Source organism: Deltaproteobacteria bacterium, from assembly GCA_019308905.1.
In the GTDB taxonomy this organism is placed as follows: domain Bacteria; phylum Desulfobacterota; class BSN033; order WVXP01; family WVXP01; genus JAFDHF01.
Genome location: JAFDHF010000011.1, coordinates 32,773 through 48,662, shown reverse-complemented (window position 1 = coordinate 48,662; position 15,890 = coordinate 32,773). Strand labels below are relative to the sequence as shown.

The 15,890-nt window shown below is 58.5% G+C and carries 13 protein-coding genes and 2 tRNA genes; all 15 read left to right on the top strand.

Translation table 11 applies throughout. The annotated features are described in order from the left end of the window. The first annotated feature begins 4 nt into the window (after positions 1 to 4). Positions 5 to 454, top strand: coding sequence for a GatB/YqeY domain-containing protein (locus JRJ26_05985; protein ID MBW2057029.1), 450 nt, complete (start codon positions 5 to 7; stop codon positions 452 to 454). Between the two features lie 13 nt (positions 455 to 467). Continuing rightward, positions 468 to 2,894, top strand: a complete 2,427-nt coding sequence (locus JRJ26_05980; protein ID MBW2057028.1) for an endonuclease MutS2 — start codon at positions 468 to 470, stop codon at positions 2,892 to 2,894. Between the two features lie 158 nt (positions 2,895 to 3,052). Then, entirely contained in the window at positions 3,053 to 4,834 is a 1,782-nt protein-coding gene (locus tag JRJ26_05975) for a DNA primase (GenBank protein MBW2057027.1), read from the top strand. 17 nt (positions 4,835 to 4,851) lie between these two features. Beyond that, on the top strand, positions 4,852 to 6,576 hold the full coding sequence (rpoD, locus tag JRJ26_05970; protein MBW2057026.1) for an RNA polymerase sigma factor RpoD: 1,725 nt from the start codon (positions 4,852 to 4,854) through the stop codon (positions 6,574 to 6,576). A 364-nt stretch (positions 6,577 to 6,940) separates the two neighbouring features. Beyond that, a tRNA-Ile gene (locus JRJ26_05965) sits at positions 6,941 to 7,013 on the top strand. Positions 7,014 to 7,121: 108 nt separating this feature from the next. After that, positions 7,122 to 7,829 carry a hypothetical protein gene (locus JRJ26_05960; protein ID MBW2057025.1) on the top strand — a complete coding sequence of 236 codons (708 nt, stop codon included), beginning with the start codon at positions 7,122 to 7,124 and terminating at the stop codon, positions 7,827 to 7,829. Next, a complete protein-coding gene (locus JRJ26_05955; protein ID MBW2057024.1) occupies positions 7,826 to 8,305 on the top strand; it encodes a ribonuclease HI family protein in 480 nt (159 codons plus the stop codon). Before JRJ26_05960 ends, JRJ26_05955 begins: the two co-directional genes overlap by 4 nt. A gap of 54 nt (positions 8,306 to 8,359) precedes the next feature. Next, the gene (locus tag JRJ26_05950) at positions 8,360 to 8,548 is read left to right on the top strand and encodes a Trm112 family protein (GenBank protein MBW2057023.1); all 189 of its coding nucleotides are present in this window, start codon (positions 8,360 to 8,362) and stop codon (positions 8,546 to 8,548) included. A gap of 132 nt (positions 8,549 to 8,680) precedes the next feature. Then, positions 8,681 to 10,126, top strand: a complete 1,446-nt coding sequence (locus JRJ26_05945) for a PilZ domain-containing protein (GenBank protein MBW2057022.1) — start codon at positions 8,681 to 8,683, stop codon at positions 10,124 to 10,126. 592 nt (positions 10,127 to 10,718) lie between these two features. Next, a complete protein-coding gene (locus JRJ26_05940; GenBank protein MBW2057021.1) occupies positions 10,719 to 10,994 on the top strand; it encodes a hypothetical protein in 276 nt (91 codons plus the stop codon). Between the two features lie 336 nt (positions 10,995 to 11,330). Beyond that, the gene (locus tag JRJ26_05935) at positions 11,331 to 12,104 is read left to right on the top strand and encodes an FHA domain-containing protein (GenBank protein ID MBW2057020.1); all 774 of its coding nucleotides are present in this window, start codon (positions 11,331 to 11,333) and stop codon (positions 12,102 to 12,104) included. Next, positions 12,095 to 12,168, top strand: a tRNA-Arg gene (locus JRJ26_05930). Before JRJ26_05935 ends, JRJ26_05930 begins: the two co-directional genes overlap by 10 nt. A 465-nt stretch (positions 12,169 to 12,633) precedes the next feature. Further along, on the top strand, positions 12,634 to 13,722 hold the full coding sequence (locus tag JRJ26_05925) for an extracellular solute-binding protein (GenBank protein MBW2057019.1): 1,089 nt from the start codon (positions 12,634 to 12,636) through the stop codon (positions 13,720 to 13,722). A 100-nt stretch (positions 13,723 to 13,822) separates the two neighbouring features. Then, positions 13,823 to 14,953, top strand: a complete 1,131-nt coding sequence (locus tag JRJ26_05920; GenBank protein ID MBW2057018.1) for an ABC transporter ATP-binding protein — start codon at positions 13,823 to 13,825, stop codon at positions 14,951 to 14,953. A gap of 4 nt (positions 14,954 to 14,957) precedes the next feature. Further along, complete coding sequence (locus tag JRJ26_05915; GenBank protein MBW2057017.1) at positions 14,958 to 15,863, top strand: ABC transporter permease; 906 nt, start codon at positions 14,958 to 14,960, stop codon at positions 15,861 to 15,863. Positions 15,864 to 15,890: the final 27 nt, after the last annotated feature.

Here is a 15,890-nt window from a genome sequence, read left to right as displayed (position 1 = left end):
ATGGATGTCGCTCAAAGAGATGCTGAACGAGGAGATGAAGAAGGCGCTCAAGCAGCGGGACAAGGCCAGGCTCTCTACCATTCGTCTGGTACGGGATGCGATCGAGAAGAAGGAGATCGATCAGGGAAGAAAGGCCCTGGACGACGACGGTGTCGTCAGAGTCATCGGCGCCATGGTCCGGAAAGGCGAAGAAGCCCTGGAGCAGTTCAAGAAAGGGGGCAGGCAGGACCTGGTGGAGGAGGAAAGCCGACAACTGGAAATTCTCAAGGGCTTTTTGCCTCGTCAGCTCTCGAGGGAAGAGATCGAATCCCTGATCAGCGAGGCCGTTCAAGAGGCCGAGGCGGTCGATATGAGAGACCTCGGCAAGGTTATGAAGATACTGATGCCCAAGGTGTCTGGAAGGGCCGATGGGAAGACCGTCAACCAAATGGTGAGAGAGAGGCTCTCGGGCTAAGGTGAAGAGAGGTTTGCCAAGAACCGACTTCAGAATCGATGAAAAATCACTGGAAGCTCTGGAATACTATCAGGTCATAGATCTCCTCCAAAAGTATACCTCCTCCCCCACAGGCAGGGAATTTTGCCGCCGATTGAGACCCCAGGCGGACGTTGAAGCCATCAAGAGATCGCTCAGCCGGATCGATGAACTCAAGAGAATCGAAGACGAGGGGGAGTCTCTCCCCCCGGTCGAGCTCAGGGAGGTGCGCAGCGTCCTGGGGGAGGCCCGTGTGGCCGGCGCCGTCCTGGAACCCCAGGCCCTGCTCGATATTGCCGCCAACATAGAAACCTGCCAGAAAATCAAGAAATTCTTCACGGGTATCCACGTCCCTTTTCCCTGCCTGAAGGCTCTAATCGATGGTCTCACCGTCTGCAAGGAGATCGGCACGGAGATCCGCCGCTGTCTCGATCCTGACGGAACGGTCCGTGACGAGGCAAGCCCCCGCCTGCGGCAGATAAGAGCGAGCCTGCGGGAAGTCAGGACCAGGATCCAGAAAGAGATGGAACGGATACTCAATCAGGAGGATCTCCAGCCGGTGCTCAGAGATCGCATCGTCACACAGCGGAACGGAAGGGCGGTCCTTCTGGTAAAGCCCGAGTTCAGAGGGCGTATCAAGGCGGTGGTGCACGACTACTCCCACAGCCGGATGAGCCTGTTTGTGGAACCCATTTCCGTGGTTGAAATGAACAATGATTTGAATCTTCTTCTCGACAAGGAGAGGGAAGAGGAATTTCGCATTCTCGAGGGGTTGACCGGAAGAGTCAGGGAGAGAACCGAAGACCTGCAGCGGGATCTGGAACTCCTGGGTGAACTCGATTTGATAGTCGCCAAGATGAGACTCGGCCGCACCCTCCAGGCGATACAGCCCGAGATAGGCGAGATTGGAGGTACGTGCCTCTTGCAGGCCCGCCATCCACTCCTTTTCCTCAGGAAGAGGGACGAGACGGTGCCCATAGACATCCTCCTCCCCCGGGAAAGCTCTGTGCTGATCATAAGCGGGGCCAACGCCGGAGGCAAGACTGTGGCCCTCAAGACGCTGGGTCTCCTGGTTCTCATGTTCCAGTCGGGTATGGAGATTCCCGTGGCGGAGGGGAGCCGGGTCTCTGTCTATCAGAAGGTCTTTGCCGAAGTGGGAGACGAGCAGAGCATCGGAGACGACCTGAGCACATTCTCCGCCCATCTGGCTCACCTCGATGAGATCGTCCGGGAGGCCGATTCCCGGTCCCTGGTCCTCGTGGATGAGATCGGCGCAGGGACGAACGTGACAGAGGGAGCGGCCCTGGCCATGGGGGCGCTCGACTGCCTGAAGGAGAAAGGTGCGGCCGTGGTGGTGACGACTCACCTCGAACCTCTGAAGGCCTATGGATACGTCGCTCCTGGGGTGACCAACGTGGGAGTGGAATTCGACCCGGACACTCTCGAGCCGCGGTATCGACTCTCTTACGGCACGTCCGCTCCCAGCCGTGCTTTTCTCGTGGCGGAGAAGATGGGCGTTTCTCGGGAGGTGCTGGACAGGGCCAGAAGCCATCAGCGGAAAGGCGAAGGGCCCCGGGCCGCCCTTATGCAGAAGCTCGAGCACCTCTACCTCGAGGCGGTCCGGGAAAGAGAGCAACTCCAGAGGCTTCAAAGGGATACAGCAGAAAGGCGGGATCGGCTGGATGGATTGATTAGGCGGATCCGGCAGAGGCGGGACCGGATTCTGCTCCGAATCGAGCAGCGCGGCATGGCAATGTTGAAGAAGACCGAGAGGGAGCTCCAGGAGTTGTCCCGGAGGGGGGCACCCGTGGAACCGGGAAAGAGAAAGCCCCAGACGGAGCTGCGGGAGATCGAGAACCGGTTGCGACTCCGATTCCAGGTCAAACCCGCCAAGAGGAGACGCTCGAAGCCTGAGGACCTGAGACCCGGCGAAAGCGTGCGGATCCTCGATCTCAACAAGGAAGGGACGGTAAGCCGTGTCCATGAGGGAGTCGACATTGCCGAGGTGATGGTTGGACAGTTCAAGATCAAGACCTCCCTTTACAATCTGGAGAGGGTGCCGGACCGGGGAAAGAGTCCGGAAGTTCCTTCCCCGCCCGTGTCCATGGTGTCGACATCGGATGAAGTCCGGACAGAGATCAATGTCATCGGTTTGAGGGTCGACGAGGCTCTGCCTGTTGTGGACAGGTTTATCGATAGGGCCCTCTTGCAGGATCTCGGTTCCGTGACGATCGTCCATGGCAGCGGGTCCGGTCGTTTGAGAGAGGCTATTCGGCAGTACCTGAGACAGCACAAGGCGGTCAGGGGATTTGCAGATGGAGACCCTTCGAGGGGAGGATCCGGTATCACCGTGGTCCAACTGGGATGGGAGAGCACGGCCGCGGGTGAAGAAGAGATCGAAGACCCTCCTCCCTATGTGTAGTCACTCCACCGACCGAGACCCGGGGGAGCGGTACCGATCCCCGGGTCGGGCGGCGGGGTTTGTTTCTGGCTGCGGTTGGGCGAGGGAAGCCTCTTCCCGCAAGGCCGGAGGCAGGAGTTTTCATCCCATGAGGCTTGAGTTTTCCGGGGGGACTCGACTTGTCCGGAGATTTCTCTGAAGCGATCGCTGCCGTTCGCGACAGGGTCAACATCGTCGACGTCATCTCTCAGCGCATAGCCTTGAAGAAGGCCGGGAAGAACTATCGTGCCCTCTGCCCGTTCCATCACGAAAAGACCCCTTCCTTCATGGTGAACGAGGAGAAACAGATCTTTCACTGTTTCGGTTGTGGAGCCGGCGGAGATGTCTTCACCTTCCTCATGCGTTACGAAAACCTCAGCTTCTACGACGCGCTGATCGAACTCGCCCGTAGTGCCGGGGTTTCCATCCCGAAGGGAGGCGGCAGCCGGGGCGAGGATCAGAAGAGGGAACTCCTCTTCCAGATAAACGAGACGGCAGCCGACTACTTCCATGCCAATCTGGTGAGCAAGAAAGTGGGAAGCCCTGCCAGAGAGTACCTGGCGAGAAGGGGTATCCGTCAGGAGACGATCGAGGAGTATCGTCTCGGCTATGCCCCGCCCGGCTGGACCAATCTTGTAAGCCACTTCCGAAGGAAATCAGTCGATCCGGCCCTGGCCCAGACACTGGGTCTGATTATTCCGAGGAAGCGCCAGGGGTGGTACGACCAGTTTAGGAATCGGATTATCTTTCCGATAATGAATACCAGTGGCCGCACCGTCGGTTTCGGAGGTGGGGCCATTGACGAGACGATGCCCAAATACATGAATTCCGCCGAATCGGCGGTCTACAAGAAGAGTCAGTCCATATACGGAATCCAGACAGCAGGCAGAGAGATCAGGCAGCGTGATTCGGTACTCCTCGTGGAGGGGTACTTCGACCTTCTGACCCTCCACCAGAGCGGCTTCAGGAATGCCGTCGCCCCTTTGGGGACCGCTCTCACCCGGGATCAGGTCAGAATCATGAAGCGATACAGCCGGAATTTCATAGTCCTCTTCGATTCGGATGAGGCTGGGATCAGGGCCACCTTTCGCTCTCTGGATCCCTTTATGGAGGAGGAGATACATCCCAGGACGGTCAGCCTCCCCCGTGGATACGATCCGGACAGCTTTGTCAGGGAAGCCGGGCCGGAAGCTCTGGCAAAAGCGCTGGAAAGGGCTGTTCCGCTCGTGGATGCCTTTATAGATTATACCGTGAAGAGAGGAGATCTCGGGAGTGTTGCCGGAAAGGTCGAGATCGGCCGGGCCGTGATGCCGGTGCTCAAGAAACTCCGTGACCCCCTTGAGAGGAGGCTCTATGTGAGATCCCTGTCCGAACGTCTCGGTGTGACCGAGGGGGACCTGGTCTCGTCTTGGGGGCGGAGGAGCGCCGAGACGCGAAGGGCGGGCACACCGGAGGCAAGGGCCGGCTCGCAGCCTCCATTCCCTGCCTCCGAAGAGGATCTTGTGGAACTCATGCTCAACCATCACGGCCTCATACCGGCTGTCTTCGAATCGGGGGTTATCGACGACTTCGAGAGCGACGACCTCCGCAGGATCGCGGGGATCGTAAAGAGGCTTTTCGAAACAAGGGACGACTTCTCTGTGGGGGATGTTTTGGGCGATGTCTCAGAGGAGAGGCTGAGAAGCAGGATCTCCTTGTGGGCTCTTTCGGAGAGATTCGAGGAACAGAAGGCTGAGCGGGCGGCGGCAGACTGCATCAGAGAGGTCAAGATAAGGCGCCTGAAGCGTACGCAGGATGTTCTCACCCGGAAGATCAAGGATGTGGAGAAGACCGACCAGACTGATCGACTGAACCAACTTCTTCGGGAGAAACAGCGTCTCAGTGATGAAGAGCGGAGTCTGCGAAGAAGCCAAGCCACCTAGAGCACGGGAAGGCCTGTATGACTACGAGGGGCGGAACAAGAGCCGATGGCGATCCAAAGTCCGATGCAAGCAGGGAGAAGGGCTCTGTGACTCGGGACGACAAGGCGGGTAGGGCCTTTGGCGAGGATACGGTCCTGCCCGAGGGAATCGACGATGTCCTGGCGACGTTCGACGAGGCTGACCTCCCCCTGAAGGAAGACGTCGAGTTCTTCGGTGAGACGGGGGAGCTTGAGCCGGTTGGAGAGGAGGATCGTCTCCTTTCCGAAAGGATACAGGATATCGCCGACCCCATGCGGATCTACCTCCGGGAGATGGGCTCGGTCTCCCTCTTGACGCGCGAAGAGGAGGTGAGAATCGCCAGGAGGATCGAGCAGGGGAAGCGCGATGTGCTCAGGGCCCTGATAACCTGCCCGGAGGCGGTCGGAGAGATCCTGAGAATCGGAGAGAGATTGCGCAGGGGAGAGATTTCCCTGTCGGATGTGACCTCAGATACGGACGAGACCGGAGACGAATTGAGCGGGGGAGGAACTCGGAATCTTTCGGCGATCCTGCGGATTGTCGAGGGAATAAGGACGGCTGACCGGATCATCAGGGAAAACCGGGAGCGTCTCGATACATCAGAGGCTGATCGAGAGGCTCTCATGGATGGGATCAGGAAGAGCCGGGCGAGGATTCTCCTGTTGGTCCAAAGGATGCGGCTCAGGGACGTGCACGTGAGCCGAATCGCCAAGAAGGTGAGAGGTTACCAGGGGCGAATCGAGCAGGCCAGGAAGGAACTCGCCAGGGTGGAGAAGTGGGCGGGGATGCCCCTGGAGGAGATCAAGCAGGCCCTCTCCGGGGGGGAAAAGGGTTCGCATGGAGGCTCTCCCTTTCCTCCGGGTGTGAACCGGAGGATCCTGGAGAAGGCGGTGCGCCAGGCAGAGGAGAGGATCCGCAAGATCGAGCTCGAAGCGGGTGTGCCCGGCGATGAGCTCCTGGAATCCTGCAAAGCAATCGAAAAGGCCGAGATGAGGGTGAAACGGGCCAAGGCCGATCTCGTGAAGGCGAACCTGAGACTCGTGGTGAACATAGCCAAGAGATATACAAACCGGGGCCTTCATCTGCTCGACCTTATCCAGGAGGGAAACATCGGTCTCATGAAGGCGGTGGACCGCTTCGAGTACAGGCGGGGCTACAAGTTCTGCACCTATGCCACCTGGTGGATACGGCAGGCCATAACCAGGGCTATTGCCGACCAGTCGAGAATCATCAGGATTCCCGTCCACATGATAGAGACGATGAACAGGCTCGTTCGTGCCTCGCGCCGGTTCGTCCAGGAAGAGGGGAGGGAGCCCACGCCCGAGGAGATAGCTCGAAGGCTCGAGATCTCCGTTGAGAAGGTGAGGCGGGTGCTCAGGATAACCAGGGAACCCATCTCTCTGGAGACACCCATCGGGGAGGGAGAGAGCTTCCACCTCAGGGATTTTCTCGAAGACAAGAAGGCCGTCTCTCCCTGCGAGGCCGTCTTCAACCGGAACCTGTCGGACCAGGCCAGGAAGATACTGGCGACCCTGACGCCGAGGGAGGAGAAGATACTCAAGCTGCGTTTCGGGATAGGGGAGAAATACGATCACACCCTTGAGGAGGTCGGACGGGGGTTTGCGGTCACCCGGGAGCGAATTCGGCAGATCGAGGCCAAGGCGCTGAACAAACTCCGCCACCCGAGTCGAAGCAGGAAGTTGAAGGGATTCGTCGAGAAGTAGGAGGCTCGAATCATTCGGTCACCGGTTTTTGCCGAGATTCGAGCGGTTGCAATCGGCTGCTTCTCTTTCCGCAGTGATCGGTTGGGGAAAGGGGTGTTGTCCGAAAGTAGGGGACTCGAGTGGCGTTCGAGGACTTCCCCCACTTTTCGGAGCGCACGTCCGAAGGTATCTTGATTTCTAAGGATGTTTTTTGATTCTCAAGGGGAAACCTCTTGTCCCTTCGCTCCTGAGCTCACGCGGTGACCCTCTCGAGCTTCGCGGGTAGGGAATTCCTGTCCCTTCCCCACGAACACGAATCACGAACACGAGTTCTGGCGTTCAGGTTGACAGGGAAACCAAATGGAATATAATTTGTGCGGGAAGGGGGCCCATAGCTCAGTTGGAAGAGCCACCGGCTCATAACCGGTAGGTCCCTGGTTCGAACCCAGGTGGGCCCACTTGGTGTGAAATGAAACCATGCCGAGAAACGGATTCGAGGTTTGTTGTGGATGAAAGGTGCGCCGTTTTGGGGCGCCTTTTTTATTTCGTGTCTTTGGAGGCGGCTTTTGGAAAAACCGATTCTACTACTAAGGGAGTTACAAGAGACTGAGTTGAGGATCGAGGGGCTGAGGGGAGACCAGGAACGTTACCCCCTCAAGATCAAGGAGCTGGACGAGAGGCTGAAATCCGAAAAGGAGACTATCCTGCAGGAGAAGGAGAGGCTCCGGCTCCTGGAAAAAGAGAGGCGCCGGAAAGAGGGGGAGCTCAACGAGGAGGGAGAGAAGATAAAGAAGACCAAGGGAAGACTCTTTGATGTCAAGACCAACAAGGAATACCAGGCTCTCCTCCACGAGATCGAGTTGATGGAGAGCTCCTCGGACCGTAAGGAGGACGAGATCCTGGCGATTCTGGAGGAGACGGACGAGTTGAGGAAGACCGTTTCCAAGAGAGAGGGGTCACTGGTGGCCGTCGAAAAGGAGGTGCGTGCCGAGATCTCGGAGACCAGAGAGAAGCTCGCCCGTCTTGTCGAAGAGATCACCGCCATGGAGAAGCGGCGGGAGGATATCATAAAGAGTCTCGACGGGGATCTCCTGGCGGCCTACGAGACTCTCAAGGCCCGCCGTGGCACGGCTCTGGCGGCGGTCAGGAGAGGAGCATGCCAGGGATGCTATGTCAACATCCCCCCACAGATGTCCAACGAGGTCCAGCGCAACGACCGGTTGATCCGGTGTCCCAACTGTAACCGTTTCCTCTATTGGGAGAACACGAATTGAGCCCTCGAGAGCGGACCGCGGCAGGAAACAGGCTTTTCCATCTCTACGTCGACGGCGCCGCCAAAGGCAACCCGGGTGAGGCCGGGATCGGTGCGGTTCTCCTGGATGAAGAGGGGAAGGCCGTGTTCAGGATGAGCCGGTATATCGGAAGGGCGACCAACAACCAGGCCGAGTACAGGGGGCTGATCCTGGGACTGGAACAGACGCTGGCCGCGGGGGGGAAAGACGTGGTGGTATTCACCGATTCGGAGCTCATGGAGAGGCAGATCAGGGGGGAGTACAGGGTCAGGGACGAGACTCTGAGGCGGTATCATCGTCGGGTTTGCGAGCTGCTGAAATCCTTCCGGTCTTATCGAATCGAGCGCATTCCAAGGGCGAAAAACGCCGAAGCAGACCGTCTCGCCAGCAGGGCGGCAGGCAAGAAAGAGGAGTCGGGAACAGGGAGCCGGAATCACGGTGTCTCCCCGCGGAGATAGGGGAGAGGCAAGAGTGGAGTCCGTCCTGACGCGAGCGGTAAGGAGGTGGACCGAATGGCTGTGAGCAAGGAGCTCCTGGATATCCTCGCCTGTCCGAAGTGCAAGGGGGATATCATCCTGAACGAGGCTGGAGACGGGCTGATCTGCAAAGCCTGCAGGCTTGTATATCCCATCAGGGACGACATCCCTGTCATGCTCATCGATGAGGCCCTTCCCTATGACGGGCAGGAAGAGAAAGCCTGAGGCGGTCGAACCGAGAGAGGAAGGCCTGCCGGGAGCCATCGGTCTTTCCGGCTCCGAGGTTACCTTTTCGTCGGGTAGGAGGCGGATCGGTTCCCAGGGGCTGCCGGAACAAGAGGCCCTGAGGGATATGCCATGGTTCTTTCCGGGCGTCCCATCCTGAGGGAGAGAAGGCGGTTTCGCCGCCGTCCCTGCGCTATCCCCGTGGAGTTGAAAGAATATGATCGGACCTTCTCGGGGGCGAGCCTTGTCAATATCGGGCGAGGAGGGGGCATGGTGCAAACGGAGGTTGCCCTCCGGCCGGGCGCCTTCGTCAGACTGAAGGCAGCGGGGCGGGAAGAGTTTCGGTCGGAGAGGATTGTACTCATGGCCAGGACGGTCTGGACCATGCCGGCCTCCGGCCGGCACACTCTCTGTGGCTTGGGCTTTCTTGAAGGCCAGGGCGGTGCCTTTCGAAGACTCAGCCGATTCGAAGAATCTCTCCGTGCCAGGAACCGGGCAGAGGTTCTCGGGCTGCCCTTTGTGGATCTCGACCCCTCCATGGTGGAAAGGGGGATTCTCGGCTATATCAAGAGGGATCTCGCCTTCTCCCTCAACTGCATTCCGATGAAACTGAGAGGCGACAGGCTGATGGTTGCCATGGCCGAGCCCGAAGACGAGGGTGTACTGAAGAGGCTCGAGCTCTTCTCGGAGTGCAGGATCGTTCCTGTTGTGGCGACCCCACGGGCCATCCGGGACACCCTGAACCAGTGCTGGGGACCAGCCTACGTCGCCCCGGAGAGAAAAGGTGCCGTGGTTCCCTCTTCGGGGATGTCCCGCCAAGGGCGAAAACGTCGAATCCTCACCCTGGCCTCCAGCACGGCGGCTCTCAGCGGGGAATGCCTTGGCGCCAATCTGGCCGCCCTTTTGAACCGCAGGGAGAGGCACGTGGTCCTTGCAGAATTTGCCGGAGGCGCGCCTTTTCCCCCCCGTGATATACCGGGAGGTCTTGGGAGAGAAGGGGAGTGGTTGATTCTGACCCTTCCCGGCCGTGCTCCTTCCACCTGGCCGGATCCGGCGATCGAGGCCGACGAGGCTCTGTTGATCTTCTCTCCTGCGGATTGGCAGAGGGGATGTTCATACATCGAGGCTGTCTTTGACAGGTTCGTGAAGGCGCGGAGGGATTGGGAGGGAACCTCCATGGGAATCAGGGGCCGGAGGCGGGTCCTGGAGTTCTCGTTGATCTGTGCCGGTTCGTACCATCCCCAAGAGGGATTCAGGACATTTGAAAGGCTGAGCAGGAGGGTTCACCTTGCACTCGATATGAAGGAACCGGGTCTCGATATCCGGCTCCACTACCTCGGAGGGATCCCTGCGGATGAGAGGAGTATCCGGAGGCTGCAGAGGGGTGGAGTGCCGCTTGCCGTCGGAAGACCCCACTTGCCGGCCTCGAGGTCGATGGCTCACATAGCCCGATCCTTGTTGCAGCCCAAGCACGAGAGGGATCCACGGATCCCCCCCGGCCGCTCCCTTGTTTCGAGGATTTTCCACCGGGCCATCTCGGGATTCAACCGGGGCCGGGCTGGATACCGGATCCGATGAAAGCCTCGAAATCAGGCAGACTGGATAGCGATCAGAACAGAATATTGCCCCGCGATTCCCATCCCGCATAGAGGTGGCCGCTGGAAAAGACAAGGGACTTGATGAATTTCCCGTAGTACCGACTTTCCCATAGACCGTTTCTCCCCAGGGCAAAACAAAGATCGGCCGTGCCTGGTTCTGCGCGATCAGACTGTTGACGTAGAAGAGTGTCTGGGCCCCTTCTTCGAAATTCCAGTCCTCATCCGCGTCCAGTTCTACCGCATTGTCGAGGCACCACCGGGCCGTCTTGCGATTCGCCCTCTCTTGGTCCGTGCCGATCTCCCTGAAGACTACCTGCTCGATCCCGACCTGGCGGCACCAGTGGATGTAATCGAGGGCCTCTTGGGGAGAGGAAACCCCCTTTTTGGACAGGAAACACAAAGCCCTTACCACCACCTGGCAATCCTGCCTCAGGTATGGGACCAAAGACCCGTAGTCGATGTCGAGGCCGAGCAGGGCCTTCCGTTCTTTGGGACGGTGATGGGGAATCACGAGGGCGAGATTGGTGAGATGCCACCCCACCAGGTTGACGAAGGAATCCTTCTCCTGGAGGATGCGGTTTCCCGGGGTGGTCAAACCCACCTGGCCGAACAGATCGCTCGCCTCTGAGATGATCTGGTACAGCATGGTCCACTCCCCTGCAAGGGGGTCTCCTCTTGCAGAGAGTTCCAGGGCCACGGCTCCGCTCTGGATGGCGAACCGGAGGGCCCTCTTGAAGGACTGGAAGTCGAAGGAATCCCCGCCACTCTCTTCCATCGCTCCGCGGTACGTGCAGTGCGGGCAGAAGGCATCGCACGCGGCCGCCCCGGAGACCAGCCTAAGGGTATGAACATCCATCTCTTCCCCCTGCAACGCGTGAAGGAACAGAATCTATTTTAGTGGAAAAGACCGGGAGATCAAGCCCGAAATTCCGGGCAGGGCCGGAGAGAGAGATAATCCCTTCTCACGGCCCAAGGCGCCTCCCGTGAGCTCAGGAGGGAGGGGACAAGGGTGTTCTCCTGCCAAAACAGAAAAAATCGTGAAGTCATATACTTGCAAGAATCCTCGGCCCAAAACCCAGGAGACTCTACGAGATGCAAACCAGGTTGACCTTTTTGTGGGTCTGTGCTAATAGGATGATATCGTCTTTGACACGGTGGGCACGGAGAAATCGACAGGAGCGGGTATGGATGTCGGCAGGCCCGACGAGAGACCCCGGCGCGAGCGGCGCAGAACGGCTCGTTCAGAAGCGGATCTTCCCGGGTTGATCCTCCTCACAGGCCGCGGGGAGAAGAGGGTGAGGACCGGTAACGTGAGTCTCGGTGGGCTCATGGTTCGGACCGACGGACCCCTGCCGACGAACCAGGAGATCCGGATCGGCTTTATCGCGGGTTCCTCGCCCATCGAAGCCGAAGGGAGGGTCGTATATTCACTAAAGATGGGTTCTGGCTATGTCTCGGGTTTCTCATTTATCAGGGTCTCTCCCAACGACATGAGGAACCTTACCAGGTACCTCGAGGGGCTCAGGTCCCTCGGCTCGGAGGAAGCCGGACCGGACCGGTTGCAGGGGGTTGCCGGAGAGGGGAAAGGATCGGCCGACGCGACCGAGGTGATTCTTCCCGATTCCCGTGTCTCGGCCCTGCTTATCATGAAAGGGGATGATGGGTCCGAAAAGAAGATCTACGAAATCAACCACGAGGTGACCTCTATCGGGCGGCATGAAGACAATGATATCGTGCTGGCCGACCCCTCGGTCTCAGCCCATCACGCGAAGATCAGGTTTGAAGAAGGCAGCTATTTCATCTATGACTTTGCTTCGACAAACGGGACACGGGTAAACGGTATCAAAACATATCGCAAAAGGATCAAGGACGGTGACATGATCGAGATCGGCCAACCCGCCTTCACCTTTCTGATCAAGAGAAGGAGGTCCCGATCTCCAAGAGTCGCGGGCGATTAGCTCAGTTGGATAGAGCGTTGGTCTCCGGAACCAAAGGCCGTGGGTTCGAATCCCGCATCGCCCATCAAAGATTTCAAGGACTTAGCCGATTCGGCCGGGTCCTTTTTTTTGGCTTGGTGCATATAGGTTGCACGGATGGGCACCCATCGAGATTGAGCGGGAAGGGGAGATGTCGTGTTCGTGATTCGTGTTCGTGGGGAAGGCGCAGGAATTCTCCACCCGCCAAACTCCAGTGGGTCACCGCGTGAGCTCAGGAGCGAAGGAACAAGAGGTTTCCAGAAAATGGGGGAACTCCACCCGGGTTTTCCCCTTGACAACTGGTCGGCGGCTTTTCTAGAATCCTTTGTAGAGGACACATTCGATCCGCCTGTGAGGTCGCTTGGAGAAACAGCGGTCAGGAGGTGACGAAGGAGGGGGGCGGCCGGAGATTCTGTTTGGTCTGGTCAGGAGACTCTGGGGAAGGAGGTGAAGAGGCTCGGATTCGGTTTTTTTCGGCGAGTTGTTCTAACGGAGCAAAGGAGGAAACATCATGAAGAAGATTCTGCAAGGTTTGTTTGTTTTTGTCGCGGCGGCACTCCTTCTCGGGAGTGCCATGCCCACCCTTGCCGGCTCCAAGACCCTCTCCCTTATAACCTGGGAGGGCTATGTCACCGACAAGATGATCGCGGATTTCAAGGAGCAGACGGGGATCACCGTGGAGGTGACCTACATTGCCAACAATGACGAGCTGATCAGCAAGATGCGGGCCACAGGCGGCGAGGGATACGACCTGGCCCAACCCTCGATCGACAACACCCCTGAGGCGCAGAGAAACTTCGGAATATACCAGCCCCTCGATTTTTCCAAGATCAAGATCATGGACAATATCATTCCTTCACTGGCAAAGGCCGTGACGAGGATGTCCACAATCGACGGAAAGGTGTACTCCATTCCCTATACATGGGGAACCTCGGGAATCATCGTCAACACCGAGAAGATCAGGAAGAAGTCCTACTCCTACATGGACCTGTACGATCCGAAATGGTGCGGCCGGGTCACGACCCGATTCCGCTGGCCGACCTTTGCGGGGGCGGGGTATGGTCTGGGTTGGAACGTCTTTCGGAATTTCAAGAGCGAATTTCTCTTCAAGAACATGATCGAGAACATTACGGATTTCCTGATCTCCAGGAAGAAGTGCATAAGGACCTACTGGACGACCCGCCAGCAGAACATCGACCTCATGGCGAGCGGAGAGTGCTGGATCTCCCAGGGATGGGACGGCACGGGCTGGCTTCTCAGCAAGAAATACCCTTATATCAAGTTTTTTGCCCCTGAAGAAGGGGCCCTGGGCTGGATCGATACGTTCTGTATCTCCGCCGGGGCTGAGAACATCGAAGGGGCGTACAAGTGGATCAACTTTGTGATGACCCCCGAAAAGGCGGGCGAGCTCATCGAGAAAGGCGGTTTTCTCTCGGCCGTGAAGGGGGCGACCGACTACCTGGCTCCAGAGCAGAAAAGGCTCATCAGGGAGAGCTTTCCGCCTGCGGCCATCGCAAACATCAACTGGTATCCGACCATTCCCAGCTATGTCAATGAACTAAGGGCCCAAGCCGAGGAGAAGCTGAAGGCGGCAAGGTAGGCCGCCCTGTCACGGATCCGGCCGGAGAGGGAATAGTATGCCCTCTCCGTCGGGCCGGATCCACGGGACAGGATTCGGCATCCGGCGGGGATGCTCGATCATGGCTGACAAGGACATCGATGTTCAGGTCGTAGGCCTGACAAAGAAATTCGGTGATTTTACGGCAGTCGACGGTGTCTCGTTCTCGGTGACGCGGGGTTCTTTTTTCTCCCTGTTGGGGCCCAGCGGCTGCGGGAAGACCACGATCCTGAGGATGATCTCCGGATTTGAGGCGCCCACCCGGGGCGAGGTCTACATCGGGGGCGAACTTGTCAACGATGTCCCTCCCAACCGGAGAAGAACCAACCTGGTCTTTCAGAACCTGGCCCTCTTTCCTCTCAAGTCTGTTTACGACAACGTGGCCTTCGGACTGAGACGGCGCAAGGTTCCCGGGGGAGAGATCCGGCGGCGCGTATCGGAGATGCTCGAGAGGGTCGGGCTTCCCGGGTTTGAGGCCAAGGCGATCCACCAGCTTTCCGGGGGACAGAAACAGCGCGTGGCGATCGCCCGGTGTCTGGTTCTCGAGCCAACGGTCCTGCTCCTTGACGAGCCTCTGGGGGCCCTTGATCTGAAGCTCCGGGAACACATGAAGCTCGAACTGAAGAAGCTCCAGTCCCGGGTGGGGACGACCTTCATATACATCACCCACGACCAGGGTGAAGCCATGACCATGAGCGACCAAGTGGCGGTCATGCTGCGGGGTCGGATCGAGCAGCTCGGGGCCCCCAAAGAACTCTACAACTCGCCGAGGACCTCGTTCGTGGCGGCCTTTGTGGGGGATTCGAACCGCCTCCAGGGCCGTGTTCTCTCCTGGAACGACGGGAGGGTGAAGGTGGGTGTGGGACCGCTCGAATTGGAAGGAGTGGCGCAGCCCGGGCTTCAGGGCAAGCAGGAGAGCCTCATCTTTGTGCGACCTCAAAACGTTCTGATCACATCGCGGGGCGATTCGGTTCCCGAAGGCTATCAGGCTTTCCCCGCCGTGGTCGTGGAGGTGATTTTCGAGGGGGCCATCACCCAGTACCTCGTCGAGCTTTCCGAGGGGTACCAGATGAAGGTGGTTGTCCCCCAGGCATCCCATGTCAAGGCCTTCTCTGCACGGGAGCGGATCCAGGTCGCCTGGTCTCCTGAGGACACCCTCTGCTTCTCCACGGAGGCTCTGGCGGACATTGACATGAGTGTCGGGCGCGAGTGAAGGTATGGAGGAGATCAAGAGAGGTACGCTCTATACCGGTGGATCCGGCAATTCGAGGGAGAGGCCTTTCCCCTGGTTCAGGCTCGTCTGTCTCATTCCCCTTCTGCTCTGGGTTTTCGGCCTCCTCGTTTTCCCCCACATACAGCTCTTCGTCATCTCTTTCATAAATAACCGGCATCCTGAGGAGGGGTTCTACCTGGGAAACTACGTCAGGTTTTTTTCTGAACCCCTCTATTGGCGGATATTCCTGCGGACCGCCATGTACGCCATCGTCACGACCCTTTTTACCCTGGCCATCTGCTACCCCACGGCATTTTTCCTGGCCAAGGTGGCCAAGGGCCGGTGGCAACTCGGTTTGATCCTCGTCGTGATCCTTCCCTTCTGGATAAGCGAGCTCGTCAGGACGTACAGCTGGATGATCATGCTGAGGGAGACCGGGGTGATAAACTGGATACTGGTCAAACTCGGGATACTCTCCCAGCCGGTGGAGATGCTGTACAACGATTATGCCATCTTCGTGGGGCTCGTCTATGCTTCGATGCTTTTCATGTTGCTCCCCATATACGGGGTTCTCGAAGGCCTCGATGACTCTCTGATCGAAGCCGCCCAGGACCTGGGGGCGAAGAGGTGGACCATCCTCTGGGAAGTGATCTGGCCTCACAGCGTGCCCGGCGTGACTTCCGGGTGCATCATCGTCTTCATGCTCGCCCTCGGCAACTACCTCACCCCCACTCTCATGGGGGGGAAGAACAGCCTCTATTTCACCGAGACGATTTACAACCAGTTCATCATATCCTGGAATTGGAACCAGGGGGCGGCGTTCGGGTTTCTGCTGCTCTTTCTGAGCGGGCTTTTTGTGTGGCTCGGCCTGAAGATTACCCGCCAGAAACTCACGGAGGTGGTGAGGTGAGCGCGAGAAGGCCCGGCAGCTCCCCGA